The sequence below is a fragment of the Anabaena sp. CCY 9613 genome (assembly GCF_963920895.1).
Classification (GTDB): domain Bacteria; phylum Cyanobacteriota; class Cyanobacteriia; order Cyanobacteriales; family Nostocaceae; genus Cyanocohniella.
Genome location: NZ_CAWUDE010000001.1, coordinates 380,637 through 403,263, shown reverse-complemented (window position 1 = coordinate 403,263; position 22,627 = coordinate 380,637). Strand labels below are relative to the sequence as shown.

Below are 22,627 nucleotides of genomic sequence, written 5' to 3'. Positions count from 1 at the left end.
CTAAAAATCATCTAATGCGACCATTGGGATACTTGGCGCAGTTGCGGGGATGAAGATGCTAGTAACCACAATAGACTCCCCACATTAATTAAGATTGAGTACCCTTTTTTCGTAATTTTGAAATTTTCTTAACATAATTATAAATATAGGTTTTAGAGAATGCTTAAACTAAGCTTGAGAAATCATCTCAGGCTTAGTTTAATTATTTGGTGTATTTGGTGGTTGCTACTAAACGAATAAAATTTTCATCGGCATTAGATAATATCAATTATTTATACTTACTGGAGAGATTTTATTTCATGTGCCGGAACTATGTGCAGGCTTACCCTTTTACTAGTTTAGAAGGATACGGCTGCATATTTTCATGAGAGCCAATGTACATAGCAATAAGCCAAGGAAATGAAGGACATCTGTTAGACCTTGATTTTTTTTGGCTATTGACTTACAAGCATCTACTCAAAGATGTAAATTTACTCACAGGAATACTCTCATGAAAACTGAAACTCCAAACGCATTGCATTTGTCTCAAGGGTACACTCAAATAACTCGTAAGTCTTTGATGGTAGCTGCTAGCGCCGCCATAATGTTTGGGCATATGCCTTTACTCGCTTCAGTCGCACAAGCAGAAACCGTCAATATAACCGTTCCCAAAGCAGCTGTTGCTACCGCTTTTAATGGGGCCCTCAGTTCAACTAAAATCCATCTCCATAATTTCGGGCCGAAAAACGGCACAACCTGGCACAAGGACGCAAGTTATATATTATTGCCCACTGGATCTAAGGTGCCACTTCCCATTCCTGAATATAAGTACGAAATTAACAATATTCGGCACCTCAAATATTACGTCAACGATTTAAATACAAGCTCTATTCAAGCCACTGTCAATGGTAACTGGATCAATGTAAATGCCAATTTTGAAAGTCAAGGTGAAGAGATCAAAGCAAAGTGTGTTCGCAGACTAGCTGGTAAATGGGGCGAGTGTTCCCTTGATATGGAACGCGATATCCACCTTGACAACTCAATTCTTTCAATTTCCCTGAATCCCGTCGCCTATAATGGCTCGATTTCCTATGGTTCTCCTAGCACTACCTTTAAAACTGACCTCAAAATCGCTAGCAAACTGTGTCAGGCATTTAAGGGCATCTGTGGCTGGATTGAAGGCAAAATCAAAACACAGCTGACCCCAACCATCGAAAGTCAGGTAACTAAATCTTTCAATAACCCTAAGATGAAGCAAGCGGTAGCAGATGCTGTGAGAAATTCGCCAGGTATCAGCAGTCTCCTGAAAGATGGGAAAGTTACTAAGATTACTAGCCAAGGTAGCAATTTCATCGTGACGGTAGATCGTCCAGACCAAATTGATGGTTCATCGGTTCAGAAGTTGTCGCTCACACCTACGCAAAAAGTAGTGACTTCAGCTTGTCCTACCACGGTGAAGCTAGATGCAACAATCCAAATGAAGCATACCGTAGCGGGTACCGGCTTTTTGACCTACGAGAACGGACAAAAATCTAACACCTTTAATTGGAGTGCTAAGAAGGGACAGACTGTGACATCTACAGTGAGCCGCCAATTCGACGGCAAACCAGGTTCAAAGAACGAGGGCTGGGGTGTAATGCAGGTGCAGTGGAAGGGTACTGATGGCAAAACTTATCAGGAAGTATCGAACAAAGCGACATTCTCGGTTAATTGCACACTTGCTGCACCCGGAGGAATCAAGCTGTGAAGAATATACCCTTCCCAAATAAATACCGGGAGAAGGGTAGAACGTGAGTAAGTCGGCGAGAAAAAATCAAACTATGTTAACGTGAGTTCGACGGAAATGGATGCTACTCGAACGACTTGAATAGGAATCTGAATTACAAATTCTGCTCCTGCTCCGGGGGTTGAAAAACACTCTAACTTGCCATTATGCTTATCAGTAATAATTTGATAGCTAATAGATAGTCCAAAACCTGTACCTTGATTTACAGGTTTGGTAGTAAAAAATGGGTCAAATATGCGTTGTTTAACTTGATCGGGAATCCCTGTCCCATTATCAGCTATGGCTATTTCTACCCACTGATGATTAATTACCGAGGTGCGGATTGTGATCGTAAATTTATCAAAGGTCGTTTGTGCTTTGTGAAATGAATCCTCTAGTGCATCAATCGCATTGACTAAAATGTTCATAAATACCTGATTTAAGGGGCCAGGATAACATTCCACTTGAGGTAAATCACTGTAATCTTTGATGATTTCAATTGCTGGACGTTCTGGTGTAGCTTTCAGGCGATGTTGCAAAATCGTCAGGGTGCTATTGATTCCCTCATGAATATCAACAGCTTTAAACTCTGCTTCGTCAGTGCGGGAAAAATTGCGGAGAGTTCTGACAATTTCTCGGATGCGATCGCTCCCAATTTTTACAGAAGCGAGGATTTTGAGCAAGTCATCCTGTAAAAAGTCCAGATCCTCATCTTCTGATTTTGCTTGAATTTCTGGTACAGGTTGAGAATAATGCTTCTGGTAGAGTTGAATAAATTCTAAAAGCGTTTGCACATAGTCCTCGATATGACTGAGATTGCCGTGAATAAAATTGACTGGATTGTTAATTTCGTGAGCAACACCTGCTACCAGTTGTCCCAAAGTTGCCATTTTTTCTGATTGCACTAACTGAACCTGGGACTGTTGCATTTGTTGTAGCGCAGTAGTGAGTTCAGCTGTCCGCTCGGTAACTTGCTGTTCAAGGGTTTGAGTCAAATGGCGTAATTTTAAATGGGTTTTGACACGGGCAAGCAGTTCTGCCTCTTGAAATGGCTTGGTGATATAATCAACTGCACCCAAATTAAACCCAGTAACTTTATCAGTGGTGTCTGAAAGGGCTGTCATGAAGATAACAGGAATATCTTGAGTGATGGGTGAGGCTTTCAGGCGACGACACGTCTCGAACCCATCGATACCGGGCATCATAATATCTAGCAAAATCAAATCGGGCAGATTGCGTTCGGCTTGTTTAATAGCGCGATCGCCATCTTTAGCGATCGCTACTTCAAAGCCTGCATCAGTCAGCGCTTCGGAAGTTACTGCTAGATTAGCAGGGGTATCATCTACCACCAAAACTAATTGTACATCTCTCATACCCCACCTTATTTATGTATTAGTTAATTCATGGATAAATTGTTGGATAAAGACTTCAAGTTTTTCCACTTGAAAATCAGCTGTGAGTGCTAAAATATGCTGTACAAAAGGAGCATAACGTTGATCATGCTGCTCCAAAATCAGAGCCACTTCAGCTAGTTTTTTCAACCTTCCATCTTGGACAAGTTGCAGTAACTGTGCTAAGTCTTCTGAATTAGGGGGAATTAGTTTCATCGATAGGGTATTTGTCTCTGGTGAATAAACTAATGGCTCAAGAGGTGATGTAGTAGATTCATAAACCCATTCGATTTGCAAATGTTTTTGTAAGAGTTTAAATAGTTCATCGGCTGGGACGGGTTTGACTAAGAAATCATCGCCACCAGCATCAAAACTTTTTTGCTGATCCATTGTCGAAACTGATGCTGAAGAAACAATTACTGGTAGTGCCTTTAATGTCTCAGACTCCCTAATTTGTTTGAGGAATTCATACCCATCCATCACAGGCATTAATAAATCGGTAATAATTAAATCGGGTTTGACTTGAGTCGCTTTAATTAACCCATCCTGCCCGTCTCCCGCTTCCACAACAACAAAGCCTAGCGGTTCGAGGAGATTGACAATCACTGAACGATTTTCCCATTTGTCATCTGCTACTAAAATCGTTTGCTTGCGCCCCTCATATTTAACTAATTGCTGGCCAGTCATATTCATGGCAGACTGTTGCCATTCCACAGCTAACGGTACATCTACTTCAAAGGCAAAAGTGCTGCCTATACCTAACTGACTCTGCACCTCAATTTGGCTATCCATCAAGGTAATGATATTGTGGCTGATAGCAAGTCCTAATCCTGTTCCTTCGGAGTGGCGTTTAGCATCGCCCACTTGTTCAAAAGGCAAGAAAATTTTGGACAATGATTCTGGACTCATACCAATGCCACTATCACTGATTTGGAACCGAATTTGAGAGCGTGTAACTGGTGTGTTTTCCTGATTAATAACTTCAACTTTAAACGTTACCTTGCCTCGCTCGGTAAACTTAACAGCATTTCCCAATAAATTAATTAACACCTGCCGCAACCGTTTATCATCGGCTGCAATGCCTTCTGGTAAATTAGCATCGGGGAAATAGACAAAATCAATACCTTTTTGCTCTGCGCGAATCCTGACTATCTCTGCAATCCCCTGCAATAAGGATGGTAGATGAATCGCTTGGGGTTGCAATTCCAATTTGCGGGCTTCAATTTTTGATAGATCAAGGATGTCATTAATCAGCGTCAGCAAATGAGAACCGCACTGATGGATAATATGAACACCTTTACGTTCTTTTTTTCCCCAACTTTGGGAACGGTTGAGGATTTGAGCATAGCCCAGGATGCCATTGAGCGGGGTACGGAGTTCATGGCTCATATTAGCCAAAAACTCGCTTTTTGCTTGGTTTGCGGTATCGGCGGTGGCTCGTTTTTGTTCTAGGGAAGCATATGACTCTGACAATCTCGCTGCCATCTGGTTAAATTCCTGCGCCAATTGCTCAATTTCATCGCCAGTATGGATATCTAGGCGATAGTCTAAATCACCAGTACCCAATTCTGAGGCTCCTAATTGGAGCTTTTGAATCGAACGAATCACTGGCAACAGTGTCAAGGCAAACTGCGCGATGAAAATCAACAGTACTATACCAATTAACCCGTAAGTGGCAATGGCAGCGTTTTGTTTGAATTGTCCGGCGGCTTGGCGGGTGTCAGCATCCTGTTGCCCTACTTCCTCCACTAATGCTTGGAGGAACAGCTTGATGTCATCCTGGAAGGAGTTAATCGCTTTCACATCTTGCTGTATCTGAAGGGTAGAAGATTCTGTTTGATTTTTCAGACCCTCTACCAAGCGTACTAAGAACTGATGGCGGCGACGCACCACATCAGTTTGCTTTGCCTGTGGCATTAGCTGTTCGAGTGTAGTCAAATGTGTGGAAAACTTGGACACGGCTTGCTCGTAAACTACTATGTCTGCTGTACTACGGTTTAACAGTAAATAGTTTTTCAGTGCTGAGATTTGTTCTTCTAATGCCAGTTGGAGATCTTGGGTTTTGTCGACGGCTTGATTGGTGCGATCGCGGCTGCTTTCAACTGATTTTTCAATTTGCTTGATCAGCAGCGTACTACCCCACAATAAAAAAATCACTAATCCTACAGAAATTGCCGTCGAGCCAATAAACTTAGTCAGGATTTTCATTTAGCCGCCACCACTACAGATTTTAGACGGGTGTAAATTTGCCGAATTTGCTCAAAGTCTGTGTTTTTTGCCAAAGTGTATCCGTAAGAATTTGAGCCATTCACGTCCACCATTCCCTCTGGAGCATCAATCAAGGCTCGCTGGAGTTGGGTGATGACTTCTGGTGAGAACTTTTTTGTATTGATGACAATCGGTGTGGTAGGAATCGGTTCAGATTCCCAAATCATTTTGTAATTGGCAGATTTGAGTTTGCCTTTTTTTTGGCTTTGTACGAAGATGGCTTTTTCAGTAGCGATCGCATCAACCGCACCTGCTGCCAAATCTGCCTCTGCTTTGTCATGACTGCCAGAATAGCGGATACGCGTAAAGTCCTGTGTCGGATCAATACCCTGTTGCATCAAAGCATTCATCGGCATGAGGAATCCAGAAGTAGAGGATGGGCTGACAAAGGCGAAACGTTTACCTTTCAAGTCTTGAAAGGAATTTATTCCCCGCTCCGAGTTGGCAATAATTACACTGGTGTACCAGGGTCGTCCTGTGATTTGTTCGATGGGAAGCACAAGCGGCTTGATGTTGGGATTGCGATCGTGTGCCTGAATATAGGTTAATGCTCCTAAATAAGCCATTTCCACCTTTTCTGTTACTAGCAAATCTACGGCAGTCTCATAGTTCTTAGCGAGTTGAATGTTAACTGGACGTTTTACGATTTGCTGGAGGTAAGTAGCCAGAGATTGTAGTTTCTGTTCTTGTTGTTCAGAACTTCGCGCCGGAATCACCACCACACTCAAGGCTTGAGTCACCTCAGAATTGTTGGTTGCTGTTGCGGTAGATTGAGCAGGATTATTAGAGGAGGTTGCTGTACAACTTACTCCCAGTGCCGTAATTGAAAACAGTAGGATAAAGCTCATAACTCGCCCAAAAAAGCGATCAGGTTGCCGCAAAAGAAGCTGTTTGCTCATGTTTTTGAAGCTCAATTTTAAAGTAACTACTGCATAGGCATTGATGCAATTATCATTAATAGTTCCCAAAAATCATCTTGGAGTTGCAAGCTACGTAAATTTATTTAATTAGATGCGTATTATTATTAACGTGAGTTCGATGGAACTAAAAAATGGCAGGAGGTAGAGCAGGCAAATCTTTTGGGTAGGTGTCAATGGAAGGTTTTTTAGGTAAATAAGTATAAGCGGCTAAACCAGCCATCAAATTGACCAAAAAGTTAAATGGACTACGGTGACGAGAGTGTTCGATTTGACATATATTTTTGAGATAATCATTTACCGACTCAATCACAGCACGTTTGCGTAACAGAATTTTATCAATCAGTTTGACCAAACGATTTTTCATTACCCTACGGGTGATGCCGACCGATGCCGAAGGCTGTATGTTAGTCGCTCATGGGGGAAACCACGCCAGTTGCTCATGGGGGAGACCCCCAAGACCGCACTGGCTCCCCAAGACCGCGCTAACTCACTACAAACCTTTAATTATTTACTTCGTCCTACTTAACTTTTAAGGTTTTGCTGTGTCAGATGGCTACACTATCGTTGACAAATTCCGTCAAGAATCTAAATGCCTTCAAAATGTAACTGACACAATCTTGAGGAGAGGTATTATAAAACGATCGCCACGCATTAGCCTTATCCTCATCATAGCGATCGCCTCTTTCTTGATGTTGTTCTAGCCATGCCAAGCGGACTGCGTGACCAATTAATACATCTAAAACTATGTATTCTTCGATTTGCAGGTTGGGGTTGTTAGCGACAATGGTGGCTAATTCCATTAAGGCTTCAATATTCACTTGGCGGTATTCTGGCGCTTGAATTTTATTTAAAAGATGCTCTACTCTTAAAGCAAAATTCTTTTCGCCGGCGGTCATCTCTGATAAAATCAACTCGCTATCTAAACGATTGCGGCGCTCTAGTTTATCGCCAATGACCAAACCTTTACAATGTTGCATTAATAGCCAAACTTGCTGGAAGAAGTCCTTGGGTACACGGTTTAATGCTCCTTCTGCTTGGCGAAATCTCCGCCAGCCACCTGGAGGAACGGTGTTTTCTTCTTCTTCATTTGTCGGTAGCACTACCCAAGCAATATCGCTTTCTTTTTGTTTGACGTGCAATGATTCCTGCTGGCGCAACAAATTACTCACACCTGTATAACCTGTCAACACCTGACGCAAGCGCATTTTCACTTCAAAGGGTGGCAATTCCATCAAGCGTTCGTAGGCTTCATCTTGGGTGACATGCAACTCTTGGGCTAATTCACTGGTAATTAACAAAATCAGATAGCCGACTCGCAGAGTTAACAATCCTTGAAACAGTTCAGGTTCTGATCTAATCAACACCCCCAGATAAATGATAATTTCTTGAGTGAGGACGCGATCGCGGATATCTTCACGACAAAAATGATTAATTTTTTCCACAATTTCCCGGTGGGGCATGGGTACAGCAATCAATGATGCTTGACTGTAAGCTTTACCTACAGCAATTTGCTTACCCCGCACCAAAATACTGGTGACTGTATCTGACAAGCTAATATCAACCATCTGTCGCAATCCAGCCGCCCGCCGTACCACTGCCCAAAAACCTAAATCCCCGGCTTTGGTGTAGACTTCATCAAGTAAATCGGCTGCTGTCACAGGCTGCTGTGGTCCACCAAAACCTGTATCAAACTCTAATCCTTGTAAACGAATTAAAGTTTGTAATAATTCAATTTGTTCGTAAATATTTTCTGAGGCACGTAAAGAAGAAAGTAATAATCCCAAGTTAGTTTCGTATTCCATCTGGAATTCTTGGGTATTTCCTAAGCGTAAGTTTTCTCCAGGATGGTAAGCCAGGTAATAGCAACGAGGCCCGGCATCTTTGACAGGTGGTTGGAAGAAATCTCCATCTTGGAGAAAATCAATCCTTTGCATCCCAGCTGTTAGCATCAGTTGATTTAATCGTCCTAATTTCACCTGCACGCCGTTACATATACCACTTTTCAATTCCTGCATTAATTCTAGTAAGGCTTCAGAACCGATTTCCAACATGGTATGGGTCAACATCAAAGTCAGGGTAGGCCGCCCCAACTCACTCCAATACGTTTGAATGTAAGCGAGTTCACTTCTAATTTGATCTAGAAGAAAGTGATAATCAAGGGTTAAATAAAACTGTTGAGCATCTAAAAATGACGGTAAAAAGACAATGGTTTCGTTGTGAATCCGAAAGATTCTCGATGTAGTCAAACTCCGCAATCGCCGCACCGGACGACCAGTTAAACCGAGTTTATCATTACGCCCAATTTGGGTATAAATAGCTGAAAGTTCTCCAGCTTTTCTGACTTGAATTGGTTCTACTTGTTTTGGTGTTTGGGTTTCAATACCGTGAACTTCTAGTTTGCTTTGTAAGTCTTCATCCTCAGCTAGCAAGGCAATTTGGACTAAAGCTTTGCGTTTTTTACCTATACATAAATGTCTGCCTAAGGGATCTATATCACCAACTGCCAGTAAGTCTTCACTTAACAGTTGACCGAGAAAATATAAACTTTGCGCCCAAACTAAAGGAATGTTCTCATTAGGTAATCGGGGTTGACTTTGGGGATCTAACCTTTCGGCTTCTACGTTTTCGGCTGGTACGTAATAAAGTTCTGGTAATAAACCGACACCATCACGTTCTACTAATAATGACTGTAAACGTTCTTGGTAATCTTTAACTTGCTGGCTATTACCGCGAAACAACCCATCTAAAAATAAATAAGTGAAAAATAAAGGCCATTCACATTCAATATGCTCAAATTGCTTGAGTTCCCAAGGTTCGTAGTGTAAGCGTTGGCTATCTTCTAAAACGGTTTGGTGTCCATCGCGCAAGAAGCGTTTGCAGCCGTATTTACCTTGGAGTTTGTTGATAATATCGTTAAATGTGCGCTCGTGTAATTGCACATCTTCAATGGCAAAGGCAGGATAACTAATAATACTCAGCAGCGCCGCATCAATTTCTTTAGAAGCCGATTCTCTAGGTAATAAAGATTCCAAAGTAAGCCGGGCGCGGGCGATTTCATCGGGTAGGACATGAATTACTGATGCTTGACTACCACGGACACCAAACAAATCTAGTCCGTTAATCGCTTCTAAGGCCGCTTTAGCCATGCCTACTGAACTGGCGTTTAACTCGGCACTGCCATGATTAATTTTATTACCCCGTTCCCAAATCCCAAAATCTGGTGTGCGGTAAGCGCGTCCAATGTAATAAACCAAGTTTTGGACAAAATTTACTTCATCAATCGTATAAATAATTTGCAATCCAGATGCGGTCATTTGGGCCAGCATCAGTAAAAATAGAGATGTGGCGTCAAGTTGCAAATGTCCCCATTCGTCATCGCCGACCACAATATCAGCAGTTGCAGTGTTGTATTTAGCGTGTAGCCCATCCAGTGGCGATTGTGTGTGTTTAAATTGCTCCACTTTATGGGACTGACGCAACATGGCAAATAGCAACCCCCGCATCAACTTGATGACGCTGTGTTCTAATTCGTAAGTACGCCCCTTGTCTTCATCAATTTTGCGGTATGCCAGAGCTAAACCCCAAACTCCTAAAATGCTGTAAACATTGTCTCGTACCCAAGCATCAGTATAATCACCGTGGGCAGTGATTGCCGTACTCGCAGGCAGTAAACCAGTAATGGGATTTTGACGCGTGAGGATGATCGTCTTAATTTGCTGGTAGTAGTAATCCAGTCGGTTTGACAATGCGGTGACTGTTTTCATCATCTGATTTTGGGGTAGCTTGCGAAATTAGAATCTGTGGCTGTGAAGTGAATAATATCAGCCAAGCCAGAACAGAATACTTGATCAACGAAGGTGTAACAAATTCGGGTAGCGTGAAAAATCTTATTATCTCGCGTTAGTAGCCTTTTGGTGACGCAATTGTCAATGAACCATAACTAATTCCCCAAATTTGTGCAAATCCTTGTTTACACTTAACTGAATTTATACCAATTTTTAGAAACCCTCTGTTAAATATAAAATATGCTTGACAAGCACAGTAAAAAATGCATAAGCAAAATTTAATTACAATCAAGGTTTTCAAAGTTGGGTACACAAAGAAACTTCTCAAAAAGAGGTGTAATTATGTCTCTGCGTTACAACGAAAATCATGCCCGGTTAGTTAAAGTTGTTTATTCTCAAGTAAAAGTGAATGGTAAAACAGAGTTAGTGCCATTGGAACTATATGCTGATGGTTCCTTGAGACGCGTAGGATAAATCAGTTATCATTCAAAGCTGTTAACTGTATCTACTCTGGATATTGGTGAGAAACAAAGGGTATGTCTACTACTTCACCTTCGGTTTCTCCTACTTGGACTTTTAAACCAACACCACCGGCTTTGCTGCGGATGTAACCTAATCCAAAGTAACCATCAGTGGTTTCAGTGTAACTGGTAAGCTTACCAACTTTTTCATCTTGAATGGCGATCGCACTTCCCACTGTTGCAGGTGCATTAAGACGGATACCCCAGAGGTATTGTTTGACACCTTTATAGGTATTTAATCGGGCAATGGTTTCTTGACCGATATAGCAACCCTTATTAAAGGAAATTGTTTGCCATAAACCCACTTCTAAAGGATTGTAATCATCAGTAAGTTCCGCATCTGGGGCTGGTCGTCCTTGTAATATGCGTAACATATCCCAAGCGCGATCGCTCAATTCAACTACACCTAAATCTAAAATTTGCTGCCATAGTTTCTCTTTCTCGGCAACTGGCAATATCAGCGTATATCCAGGAGTAACCAAACCACTACCCACAGCAACGATTACCTGATTATCTAATACAAGATGATTACCATCAGGTTGATCGATGATGGCCTCAGCACCCAGATGTTTGATCACGGCATCACTTTCTGGGCCAATTAAACTAAAAGTAGCTGTTTCATCGGTGACATCGGTTAATTGCACCTTATCAGCAAAAAAGATATAGCGATCCAGCCATTGTGTTAGAGATTCACGGCGGCTAGGAGACACCAGCAATAGCACTGCATCCTCTAAAATATATGCAGTTACCAGGTCAATGGTGCGGGCGGTAGATGACACCATCACAGTATCACAACCCTGTCCTGGCTTACGGCTTTGGAAATCGTTAGTACTTTGATTGTGTAAAAAACGTATCCGGTCATCATCAGAAACACGGATGCGTCCCCAAAAAGAGCGATCGCATACAGCAACCTTGGTTGTTGCGGCTTGGATAGCTGTTGCGTCTTGAGTGTCAATTGCAGATGTGGACATAGGAATGCAGAGAAGTTTGTCACCGAGAGGATCTTAGCAAATTGGGGTAATGCGAACAACTTGACCAGATTTATGATTGGTAATAAAGGTTGTGGCAACATAAGAATGATGGATGCGATAAAGCTTATATACTTTGGTATATTAGGAGCAAACCTATAACTGAATACACTGGAAAGTTAAACGTTCTAGCATTGTATTCGACAATACAATGAACTTTAAGCAGTCTTCTGAGTCATCACCATCCGATTCCATTGCTTTTGGAACATCGACACAGAAGCAACAAGATAAAGGCAAAGAACTATTTCCTATTGTCGGGATTGCAGCATCCGCAGGCGGATTAGAAGCATTTACGCAGTTACTGAGTCATCTACCTATCGACACTGGGATGGCATTTGTGTTAATTCAGCACTTAGATCCCAATCAGAAAAGTCTGCTGACTGAGATTCTGGCAAAGACGACCCAGATGCCCGTCCGTGAAGTGCAGAATGGCATGTTTGTAGAACCGAATCAGGTATATGTCATTCCGCCAAACACGAAGATGACAATTGCTCAAGGGATGCTGCAACTCGTGCCCCGTGAGAAGATTGAAGGTAAATACATGCCTGCTGATGCTTTTTTGACTTCATTGGCGGTAGAAATAGGAAGCAAAGCCATCAGTGTTATTCTATCTGGGAGCGATGGAGACGGCACCCAGGGATCAGAAGCAATTAAGGCGGCTGGTGGTATTACTTTTGCTGAGTGTGAATCATCGGCACAATTTAGTAATATGCCGCACGCTGCTATTGCCACTGGCGATGTGGACTTCATCTTACCACCAGATAAAATTGCTGAGGAACTAGCTCATATTGCTCGCCATCCCAACGTCACTAGTCCGATTGACTCACAAAGAGTACCGCCATTCTCTGAAAGTGAGGATACTTTACCTATCATCTTTGCTTTGCTTTTCAGTGCTACTGGGGTTGATTTTATCCACTACAAGCAAACTACCCTCAAGCGGCGAATTGCTCGGCGGATGGTGCTGTACAAGCTGCAACGCCTTGAAGATTACGTTCAATATCTGCAAAATAATCCAGATGAAGTGCAAGCACTGTACTACGAGATTTTAATCAGTGTCACCAGTTTCTTCCGTGATCCAGAAGCTTATCAAGCTTTGAAAGAGCGAGTATTTCCAGCGATCGCTAAGGGGAAGTCAGTTAATGAGCCGATTCGGATCTGGGTAGCAGGCTGTGCAACTGGGGAGGAGGTTTACTCCATTGGTATTTGTCTATTGGAGTTTTTGGAGAATGTACTTCCCAAACCTGCTCTTCAAATTTTTGCTACGGACGTAAACGAGACAGCAATTGAAAAAGCCCGTTTAGGCATTTACAAGCCCAGCCAAATAGTTGATGTCTCACCAGAACGGCTAAGACGCTTCTTTAACCAAGTAGAGAGCGGTTATCAGATCAGCAAATCGATTCGTGAACTTTGTGTCTTTGCCAAACACAACTTGATTAGCGATCCGCCATTTTCCAATCTTGATTTAATTAGTTGTCGCAATGTGCTGATTTACTTTGAATCTGTTTTGCAAAAGCAGGTGATGCCAATTTTCCATTACAGTCTCAAGCCGACTGGGTTTTTGATGTTAGGTATTGCCGAAAGTGCAGGAGAATTCTCCAACTTATTTACTTTAGCGGACAGAAAAAACAATATTTATACCAAAAAATTAATACCTACTCCCCTTAACTTTAACTTTGCGACCAGTAACTATCCCATAGCGAGAGTAACTCCTGACAGAGCCACCATGAGTAATAAGACTTGGGATATTGTTGACTTAAATAAACAGGCTGACCAAATTGTTTTGCATCGCTATGCCCCAGTTGGCGTGATGATTAACGACAATATGGACATTCTGCAATTTCGAGGGGAAACCAGTCCCTATTTGAAACCACCCCCTGGCGATCCCAGCTTCAATCTGTTCAAAATGGCACGAAAAGGGCTGCTGGAAGAATTGCGTACCGCGATTTATCAGGTGAAAAGGCAGGATATTTCTGTAAGAAAGGAAGGGATACAGATTGAAGGGAGTGAATCGTCCAGAAAAGTCAATGTTGAGGTGATTCCGTTCCAGGCTGACTCACTAGAAACTCGCTGCTTTCTTGTCTTATTTGAGGATGTACCTGCCTCAATAATTCAACAAGTGCCCGTCACAGATGAAAATGTAGAACAAGCAGTTACGGAGGAAATCCTCCGACTCCAAGAAGAACTGACAGCCACTAAGCAAGAACTGACTGCTACTCAAGAATATCTGCAATTGATTACCCAAGAGCATGAAGCCACTACTCAACACCTGAAAGTAGCAAATGAAGAAATCCTCTCCAGTAATGAGGAACTACAAAGCACTAATGAAGAGTTGCAAACAGCCAAAGAAGAGGTGCAAGCAACCAACGAAGAACTGCATACAACTAACCAAGAACTGTATAGTCGCAATCTCGAATTACACGAGGTCAATAACGACCTCTTAAATTTGCTCAGCAGTGTCAATATTCCCATACTTATACTCACCAACGATTTACGGATTCGGCGTTTCACTCCTACAGCACAGCAGTTGTTCAATCTGATACCGACAGATGTGGGACGACCACTTAGCAATATCCGTTCCACTCTTAACGTTCCTAATTTAGAGTCATTGTTCACAGAAGTAATTGACACCTTAACTATTAAAGAACTAGAAGCGCAAGACACTTGTGGGCATTGGTACAATCTGCGAATTCGACCTTACAGAACTACAGAAAATCAAATTGATGGCGTGGTGATGGTATTGATGGATATTGATGCCCTCAAACGCAGTACACAGCAGTTGCAAGAAGCTCTTGATTATGCTGAAGCCGTCGTGGAAACTGTGCCAGAGCCTTTAACTATTTCGCCGTAAGTCCCCCACTGAATTTGGTACTCCGAATCAGTGGCGGGATATAAGGCGGGAAAAGCCGAAATCGTTCTCAACCAATACGAGGCGCAGCCAAGTAAGGACGGAGAACATTTGAGGCTTTTCTAATATTGTAGATTAAATCTTTACCAAAAAACATATATCATGGTAAAATAAATATGCCAAGGAGGTGATGTTAAGTGTTGCACAAGGCTGTCCAGGTTCGTTTATATCCAACAAAAGAGCAAGAAATTCAATTAGCTCAAGCTTTTGGTTGCGCTCGTTGGTGGTGGAATTATGCTTTGAACAAGTCAATTGAGACTTACAAAGAAACAGGAAAAGGACTGACACGTGCAGCACTCAACGCATTTCTCCCTGCCCTCAAAAAAGCAGAAGATACTTGTTGGTTAGCTGATTGTTATAGCCAAGTTTTGCAGGCTGCAACGCTCAACCTAACTACGGCGTATAAGAACTTTTTTGATAAGCGTGCAGGGTTTCCTAAATTCAAATCCAAGCATGGTAAACAGTCGATTCAGTATCCTCAAAACGTCAAAATTGTAGACGGTAACGTAAAACTTCCCGGCAATATTGGGGTAGTCAAAGCCAAAATACATAGACCAATTGAAGGGAAAATAAAGACTGTTACTGTGAGTAAAACGCCGTCTGGTAAATACCTTGCATCCATACTCACTGAATTGGAAGGTGAAAACCCTGTCATCTCGGAGGGTAAAATCTACGGTATTGATTTAGGATTGAAACACTTTGCTGTTGTAACCGATGGTGAAAAAGTTTCTAAATACAACAACCCTAGACATATTGCCAAGCACGAAGAAAACCTCAAGCGTAAGCAGAAGAAATTAGCTCGTAAACAAAAAGGGAGTAATTCAAAAAATAAATATAGAAAAGTTGTTGCCAAAGTATACGAACGAGTTAGCAATTCGCGGCAAGATTTTCTGCATAAACTTAGTTACAAGTTAGTCAGCGATAGTCAAGCTGTCATCGTAGAAAATCTTCATGTCAAGGGCATGGTTCGTAATCACAAATTGGCGAAAGCAATATCTGATTGTGGATGGGGAACATTCACTAACTTCTTAGCCTATAAGCTAGAACGCAAGGGCGGAAAGTTGGTAGAAATTGATAGATGGTTCCCCAGTTCCAAGCTTTGTTCTAATTGTTTCTATCAGATGGGTGAGATGCCGTTGGATGTCCGTGAATGGACTTGTCCTCACTGCGGCACTCATCATGACCGAGATGGGAACGCAGCGATAAATATTAGAGCAGAGGGTATCAGAATGCTAAAGGCGGAAGGTTCAGCCGTCTCTGCTGTAGGAGGGGAGGTCAGACCAAAGCTAGGACGAAAGTCCAAGTTGCGGCACTCTCCCGTGATTACAGAAGCCGACACTGTACTTGGTACTCCAAGTCAGTGTGGGTAGTTCACTATCTCAAATTATACAAATTCCAAGAAAGCCTCAACCGAGCAATAGAGATGCACAACACTGGCTCTCAAAACTGTTACGATAGCTTGGCTATGATAACTCTTGGTAAGAAATTTTTTCCGAATTTTCTTACTTTGAGTAGTATATCCAGGATGAACTCTTGCAGACGATTTTCTTAAAATACACTAAGCCAACGTAAGGACGTTCAAAACCGATTTCTTTCCCAACTAGCAATGATAAAGTAACTGTTTTGGCAGAAATATAAATCTACTAAATAACAACTTACTCATCTTCTTCAAAAAGGCTTTGGATATCTCTGGCCCCATGTAGAATACGAATAACTTCAATACCTTGATTTATGGGACTGTAGAAAATTAGATAATTCCCTACCGGAAAACTCCGTAAATTTGGCGCTAAGGAATCACGCTTTCTTCCTATACCTGGGTTTGATGCCAGCATTTTGAGTTGGCTGTCTATTTTTTGTAACAACTGATCTGCTTTTTCAAAGCTATCGTTAGCAATAAAATTCCAAATATCCAATAAATCAGCTTGCGCTAATGGTTTTTTGAGAATTTTCGCCATTATGCGGATTCTTTCTGCTGCCGTTGTTGTTTTGCCAATTCAATAATTTCATCCATGTTCAGAGGTGTAGATTTTCCGCTATCAATACCTTGCTGTATCTCCCGGCGCAACTCGGCAAGACGTATTGCTTTAAGAGCATCCTGCTCCTTAAGTAACCTTAGACTTTCACGGATCACTTCACTAGCTGAAGTATACATACCGCTTTCAACTTTGGATTGCACCCACTTTTCCAGTTCTGGGGTCAAAGAAACGTTCATCTGCTACCTCTTGATCGGCTGGCTCATAGCGATAATACTACTAAGAATAACAAAGAATATCCAAGTTGGTTATTTACTCTTTATTTAGTCCCCAGTCCCTAATCCCTAATTAACAATTCGCCCATAACGCGCAGTTGAACCATTTTGATTTAACCAAGCCCACATTTGATCACCATAGGAGAAATGCCACCATTCTCTTTACGCACTCGCTACGAAAATCAAGACTTTGAGATTGCTTCCTTACGGTCGCAATGACAAAAATACGTAGTTGGTTACGTAAGTCCTGATCGCAAATAACGCTATCGTACTTTGATATTTGCTTCTCTCATTTTTGATGCCAAATTACTACTCAGCACCTAAAGACCGTTCTATCGCACGTCTAATGTAACGCTGATAGGGAATACCTTCTTTCTGGGAAACAGATTTAACTTTTTCTAGCATCTCCTCAGACATCCTTACATTGACACTTTTATCTTTAGGCTTAAATTCAAAAGTTACTGGCTTGAAATTATCAGGAGTAAGATAATCTGACAAATCATCTTCTAAGAGTGCCTCTATTTCTTCATCACTTTTAAGTCTTGGGAAAGTTTTGTCCATATTTCTGTACCTCTGTGTCTCTCATATATCTGGCACTGATCGGTCTAATGAGTATTTCATCCTCTTGGTTTCGGAGCGTGAAAGCCACAAAAATGTACCTTTGTTGGCTTGAAATCCCTATGGCTAAATACCTATCCTCATCCTGAGAATGTTTTATGTCTGGCGCAATAAGGACACCCGGTTGTTGAAACAGGTACTCAATTTCTTCTTTAGAAACACGATTCCAGCATTTGGCAGAGTTTCCTTCATCCCAATCAAAGCCACATACACTTTCAAGCATAACTCTGAAATCTACATTTGTATATACAAATGTAGCAGTGTCTCAAACATTACCTTGCTGTATCTCCCGGTGCAACTCGGCTTGGTTATTTACTGTTTAGTCCCTAATCCCTAATCCCTAATTAACAATTCGCCCATAACGCGCCGTTGAACCATTTTGATTTAACCAAGCCCACATTTGATCACCATAGGAGAAATGCCACCATTCTCTGGGATTGCGTTGAAATCCGGCTTTTAACATGACTTCGTTTAATATTTGCCGATTGTTGTGATATTGTTGGGCTTCTGGGTGGTCACTATGGGCATAGTAATTGGGATGCGATCGCTCTGACAATTCATCAATAGGCGATCCCATATCTACTATTTCCCCGGTATCATCAACCAGCGTCACATCTACAGCCGCACCTGTACTGTGGGGAGGGGGAGTTTTTTCATCTAAACTCGGTACAGCCCAAATTTCATAAACTGATTGCCAAACTTCTTGACGTTGGTTTGGTGATAACTCAGCCTCAGTCAATCCGTGTTGCTGTAACGCTTGGGTAAAGCTGTAATCTACCATAAACTGTTGTACAGCCACCGGGCGATAAGCATCAAAAATCTGTATATACCAACCAGAGTGAATTTCTTGTAAGTAATTTTGGGCTTGAATTAAATTTTTTACCACACTTGCGCGCAAATAATAAGGAGAATGTTCCCCATAAGGCGCACCGAGTTTTTCATAAGGATGGGGAGATTCCACTGCAAACAATTCCAAAGGAATCTGCACCAGCAATTCACTGCATTCTAATATAGGAATTTGGTGATAAGGTCTCATTATTCAATATTATGTATTAATTAATCTTACTCCCCTCTCCTTAATAAGGAGAGGGGCTGGGGGTGAGGTTCTTAAATCTCGTATATTCTGAACAATACTTTCTAAAACACCAGACAAATTACCATAAATATCATTATTAGCGAATCTAATAAACTTGATCCCTACTGATTCCATAAACTCTTGTCTTGCCTGATCATATTCAGCAGCACCATCTTCAAAATGACTGTCACCATCAATTTCTATAGCTAAATTTAATTCAGGGCTGTAAAAATCTATAACAAACTTATCCACGCTATATTGTCTACGAAACTTGCAATTTTCAAGCTGTCTATCTCTTACTTTATGCCAAATAAGTTTCTCAGCTTGTGTGATATTTTGGCGTAATAGGCGCCTTTTTTCTATTTCATTATTTTTGTTATAAAGTTTAGTCATTTTAAATATTAATATCTATATAGATAGGTCAAGCCTGAACTATGTACCCACTATAATATTAACCTCACCCCGCCCTTCGGGCACCCCTCTCCTTATTAAGGAGAGGGGAAAATATTATGTGCTGAAGTACTTAGCTACCGGGTGATAAGCAATAATGGCCGTCGTAGACTGTTCTGGATAAATTTGCTCACTTTCATCCATATACAGATTAATTCTGTCAGTCCCTAACAACTCTAACTGCTTGTATTGATCCTGCATATTTGGGCAAGCAGGATAGCCAAAACTATACCGTGAACCTTGGTAACGCTGCGCCAAAATATCCCGAATATTATCCGGCTCTTCTGCCACAAAACCTAACTCCCGGCGAATCCTGGCGTGTGTCCATTCCGCCAACGCCTCAGCTACTTGCACAGCCAAACCGTGGAAATACAGATAATCAGTGTATTGATTAGCAGCAAATAACCCTTGGGCAAACTCCGTGGCAATATCCCCCACAGTCACCGCCTGCATGGGAAATACATCAATGATCCCCGACTCCTTCGGCGCAAAGAAATCAGCAATACACAGCCTCCTCAAAGACCTCTGTCTCGGAAACTCAAAACTTGCTCTTATCTCTGCGTCCTTGGCGCTTTGGCGGTATGCGCTTCGCGCACGCTCCGCGAACGGATCATAAACATACAACGTATTCCCCTCAGCCTGACAAGGAAAATACCCATAAACCACCTGGGGATGCAACAAATTCTCCTCAATTACCCGTTGCTTCCAACTCTCCAAAATCGGATAAACCTTCTCAGCCAAGAAAGCCTGATACTCCTCCTTAGATTGTTCCTTCGGCTTACGGAACTGCCATTGTCCAGCAACCAAAGCCTGTAAATCCAAATGCCAGAAAATTTCCTCAAGGGGAATATCACCAGGCTTTAATAACTGAGTTCCCCAGAAAGGCGGCGTAGGACGGGGAATATCTACAGCTACGGCTTCAGAACGACGGGTATCTGGGGGAAGTTGGGAGTCGGGAGTGGGGAGTGGGGATGATTCAGTTGGAGATGGAGAAGCGGTGATTTCTGGTTCTGCTTCTACCTCATCCAAAAATCCTTGGAAATCATCCCAATTATTAACAGCCTTGGCTGGCATTAATTTATCCATGAAATGCAAATCAGCAAAGGCATCTTTACCATAAACCACCTTACCCTTGTAGGTATTTTGGCAATCTTGATGCACAAACTTGGGGGTTAACGCTGCACCACCTAAAATCACCGGTACAGTAATTCCCTTTTCGTTGAATACTGCCAAATTTTCTTTCATAAAGGCAGTAGATTTCACCAACAAACCACTCATAGCAATGCAATCAGCTTTATGCTGTTGGTAAGCCTCGATGATATTTTCTACAGGCTGCTTAATTCCCAAGTTAATTACCTTGTAGCCGTTGTTAGATAAGATAATATCCACCAAGTTTTTACCAATGTCATGCACATCACCTTTGACTGTGGCAATAATAAAAGTTCCCTTAGCATTATTGCCCGATTCTGACTTTTCCATAAACGGTTCTAGATAAGCAACCGCTGCTTTCATGGTTTCCGCAGACTGCAACACAAAAGGTAATTGCATTTGTCCCGAACCGAACAACTCACCGACAACTTTCATCCCATCCAATAGAAAGGTGTTGATAATTTCCAAAGGGGGATATTGTTCTAAAGCTTTTTTCAGTTGGTCTTCTAACCCAATACGTTCACCGTCGATGATATGGCGTTTCAAGCGTTCTTGGATGGGGAGATTTTCATCAATACCTTTGTCGCGTTTGGTTGTCACGCCTTCAAAAAGTGTGGTCAATTCTCCCAAGGGATCATAAACGCAGACATCACCCTCAAATTTACGTTGATCATAAATTAAGTCAAGACAAACTTCTTGATGCTTTGCTTCAATTTTTGACAAAGGTAAAATCTTGTTAGGGCTGACAATGGCTGCATCCATGCCGGCTTGTATCGCCTCGTGCAGAAACATCGAGTTCAGCACGACTCGTGATGCGGGATTCAAACCAAAGGAAATATTAGATACACCCAAAATTACATGACATCCCGGCAATTCTTGGCGAATCCGCCGAATGGCTTCAATGGTAGCCTTACCATTGGCTCTGTCTTCTTCAATCCCTGTGGAAATTGGTAGAGCCAAGGTATCAAAGAATATCTCGGTAGCAGGAATACCATATTCTACAGCTTGACGATAAGCACGTTGGGCAATTTCAAACTTTCTCTGTGCTGTGCGCGCCATGCCATCTTCATCGATAGTACCAATGACTACACCAGCACCATATTTTTTCGCTAATTCCAGCACTTGGAGAAAACGCGGTTCCCCGTCTTCGTAGTTGGTGGAGTTCAACAAACACTTACCACCGGCTACCTTTAAACCTGCCTCCATTTTTTCCCATTCAGTGGAGTCCAGCATTAAAGGTAATGTAACATTATTGACAATGCGCGAAACCAGTTCGTGCATATCTCGCACACCGTCACGTCCTACATAATCGACGTTGACATCCAAGATGTGTGCGCCTTCTTTAACTTGCGCCCTAGCCATTGAAACTAGACCATTCCAATCTTCGGCATTCAGTAAATCGCGGCACTTTTTAGAACCACTGGCGTTAAGACGTTCACCGACAATCAAGAAGGAATTATCTTGGTCGTAAGGTTGAGTCGAATAAATTGATGCAGCGGCTGGTTCTAAGCTGGGCTGTCTGGTTTTTGGTGTGAGTTGTTGGGCAATTTCTGCCAATTGTTGAATGTGTTCTGGACGTGTCCCACAGCAACCCCCAATCACTTGGACACCCAAATCTTCAACAAAATGCATTAACGCCATGCGTAATTCCATGGGAGTCAAGCGGTAGTGTGCTTGACCACCAACGTTTTCTGGTAAACCTGCATTAGGAATACAAGAGACAATGAATGGTGAATGTTCTGATAGATATTTGATGTGTGGTTTCATCAAGTCTGGGCCTGTGGCACAGTTTAAACCCAGGATATCTATAGGATATGGTTCGAGAATTGTCAGGACAGCACTGATTTCTGAACCCACCAGCATTGTACCCATACTTTCCATTGTCACAGACACCATTAACGGGCGGCGATCGCCTTTTTTGGCAAAGACTTCTTCAATTCCATTCAACGCTGCTTTGATTTGCAGCACATCTTGACAAGTTTCTACCAAAAATAAATCAACACCACCATCAAATAGCGCTTCGGCTTGTTCGGCGAAGTTATTTTTTAAGGTGTCAAAGTCAATATGTCCCAAAGTTGGGAGTTTGGTTGTGGGGCCAATGGAACCGGCGACAAACCGGGGTTTTTCTGGTGTGGAAAATTCGGCGGCGACGCGTTTGGCTATTTCTACGGCTGTTTTATTTAAATAATAGGTTTGGTCTGCTAAGTCATATTCTGCTAACACAATGGATGTTGCACCAAAGGTGTCTGTTTCAATGACATCAGCGCCGGCGGCGAGAAAATCGCGGTGAACTTTGGCGACAGCTTCGGGATTTGTATGGACTAGGTATTCGTTACAACCTTCATACTGTGGGCCTCCGAAGTCATCAGCAGTGAGGTTTTGGGTTTGTAGGTTGGTTCCCATTGCACCGTCAAAGACCATAACTGGACGGTTGGGACTACGCAGACGTTCTAGGAAAGGATGGGTCATATTTTCCTAAGGGAAATTTGTTAGTCTAATGATATTTTCCCATTTAAACGCAAAGG

16 protein-coding genes and 2 pseudogenes are annotated in these 22,627 nt (G+C 42.1%); 4 read left to right on the top strand and 14 right to left on the bottom strand.

Annotated elements, in window-relative coordinates:
- Positions 1–490: 490 nt before the first annotated feature.
- A complete protein-coding gene (locus tag ACM0OT_RS01705) occupies positions 491–1,726 on the top strand; it encodes a hypothetical protein (protein ID WP_414562162.1) in 1,236 nt (411 codons plus the stop codon).
- Between the two features lie 71 nt (positions 1,727–1,797).
- Here the strand turns inward: ACM0OT_RS01705 and ACM0OT_RS01700 are convergent, their stop codons facing one another.
- From ACM0OT_RS01700 to ACM0OT_RS01680, 5 genes and pseudogenes are all read right to left on the bottom strand, one after another.
- Complete coding sequence (locus ACM0OT_RS01700; RefSeq protein ID WP_414562160.1) at positions 1,798–3,117, bottom strand: sensor histidine kinase; 1,320 nt, start codon at positions 3,115–3,117, stop codon at positions 1,798–1,800.
- A gap of 12 nt (positions 3,118–3,129) precedes the next feature.
- Complete coding sequence (locus ACM0OT_RS01695; protein WP_414562157.1) at positions 3,130–5,343, bottom strand: ATP-binding protein; 2,214 nt, start codon at positions 5,341–5,343, stop codon at positions 3,130–3,132.
- Positions 5,340–6,302: a phosphate/phosphite/phosphonate ABC transporter substrate-binding protein gene (gene phnD / locus ACM0OT_RS01690; protein WP_414562155.1), complete on the bottom strand. Its 963-nt coding sequence runs from the start codon at positions 6,300–6,302 to the stop codon at positions 5,340–5,342. The genes ACM0OT_RS01695 and phnD overlap by 4 nt, the downstream gene beginning before the upstream one ends.
- Positions 6,303–6,447: 145 nt before the next feature.
- Positions 6,448–6,696: pseudogene (locus ACM0OT_RS01685) on the bottom strand (transposase); the annotation flags it as partial.
- Between the two features lie 172 nt (positions 6,697–6,868).
- Positions 6,869–10,087, bottom strand: a complete 3,219-nt coding sequence (locus ACM0OT_RS01680; protein WP_414562247.1) for a glycoside hydrolase family 15 protein — start codon at positions 10,085–10,087, stop codon at positions 6,869–6,871.
- A gap of 363 nt (positions 10,088–10,450) precedes the next feature.
- Here ACM0OT_RS01680 and ACM0OT_RS01675 point away from each other — a divergent pair, with 363 nt between their 5' ends.
- Positions 10,451–10,582: a hypothetical protein gene (locus ACM0OT_RS01675; RefSeq protein ID WP_414562154.1), complete on the top strand. Its 132-nt coding sequence runs from the start codon at positions 10,451–10,453 to the stop codon at positions 10,580–10,582.
- A gap of 31 nt (positions 10,583–10,613) precedes the next feature.
- Here ACM0OT_RS01675 and ACM0OT_RS01670 read toward each other — a convergent pair whose 3' ends face one another.
- Complete coding sequence (locus ACM0OT_RS01670) at positions 10,614–11,600, bottom strand: YgfZ/GcvT domain-containing protein (protein ID WP_414562152.1); 987 nt, start codon at positions 11,598–11,600, stop codon at positions 10,614–10,616.
- Between the two features lie 208 nt (positions 11,601–11,808).
- Between ACM0OT_RS01670 and ACM0OT_RS01665 the strand changes: the two genes are divergently transcribed.
- Positions 11,809–14,505 carry a chemotaxis protein CheB gene (locus tag ACM0OT_RS01665; RefSeq protein ID WP_414562150.1) on the top strand — a complete coding sequence of 899 codons (2,697 nt, stop codon included), beginning with the start codon at positions 11,809–11,811 and terminating at the stop codon, positions 14,503–14,505.
- A 194-nt stretch (positions 14,506–14,699) separates the two neighbouring features.
- Positions 14,700–15,932 (top strand): RNA-guided endonuclease InsQ/TnpB family protein, encoded by a 1,233-nt coding sequence (locus ACM0OT_RS01660; RefSeq protein WP_414562148.1) that lies wholly within the window; start codon positions 14,700–14,702, stop codon positions 15,930–15,932.
- A 285-nt stretch (positions 15,933–16,217) separates the two neighbouring features.
- Here ACM0OT_RS01660 and ACM0OT_RS01655 read toward each other — a convergent pair whose 3' ends face one another.
- The 8 genes and pseudogenes from ACM0OT_RS01655 to metH all read right to left on the bottom strand — a co-directional run bounded on the left by ACM0OT_RS01655 (position 16,218) and on the right by metH (position 22,571).
- Positions 16,218–16,517: a type II toxin-antitoxin system RelE/ParE family toxin gene (locus ACM0OT_RS01655; RefSeq protein ID WP_414562146.1), complete on the bottom strand. Its 300-nt coding sequence runs from the start codon at positions 16,515–16,517 to the stop codon at positions 16,218–16,220.
- Entirely contained in the window at positions 16,517–16,774 is a 258-nt protein-coding gene (locus ACM0OT_RS01650) for a type II toxin-antitoxin system ParD family antitoxin (RefSeq protein WP_414562144.1), read from the bottom strand. Before ACM0OT_RS01650 ends, ACM0OT_RS01655 begins: the two co-directional genes overlap by 1 nt.
- A gap of 105 nt (positions 16,775–16,879) precedes the next feature.
- A pseudogene (locus ACM0OT_RS01645) lies at positions 16,880–16,972 on the bottom strand (D-alanyl-D-alanine dipeptidase); the annotation flags it as partial.
- 147 nt (positions 16,973–17,119) lie between these two features.
- Complete coding sequence (locus ACM0OT_RS01640; protein ID WP_414562142.1) at positions 17,120–17,371, bottom strand: CopG family antitoxin; 252 nt, start codon at positions 17,369–17,371, stop codon at positions 17,120–17,122.
- Entirely contained in the window at positions 17,346–17,651 is a 306-nt protein-coding gene (locus ACM0OT_RS01635; protein ID WP_414562141.1) for a BrnT family toxin, read from the bottom strand. Before ACM0OT_RS01635 ends, ACM0OT_RS01640 begins: the two co-directional genes overlap by 26 nt.
- A gap of 117 nt (positions 17,652–17,768) precedes the next feature.
- On the bottom strand, positions 17,769–18,464 hold the full coding sequence (locus ACM0OT_RS01630; RefSeq protein WP_414562140.1) for a M15 family metallopeptidase: 696 nt from the start codon (positions 18,462–18,464) through the stop codon (positions 17,769–17,771).
- 9 nt (positions 18,465–18,473) lie between these two features.
- A complete protein-coding gene (locus ACM0OT_RS01625) occupies positions 18,474–18,896 on the bottom strand; it encodes an endonuclease domain-containing protein (RefSeq protein ID WP_414562138.1) in 423 nt (140 codons plus the stop codon).
- A gap of 114 nt (positions 18,897–19,010) precedes the next feature.
- The gene (gene metH / locus ACM0OT_RS01620; RefSeq protein ID WP_414562136.1) at positions 19,011–22,571 is read right to left on the bottom strand and encodes a methionine synthase; all 3,561 of its coding nucleotides are present in this window, start codon (positions 22,569–22,571) and stop codon (positions 19,011–19,013) included.
- Between the last annotated feature and the right edge of the window lie 56 nt (positions 22,572–22,627).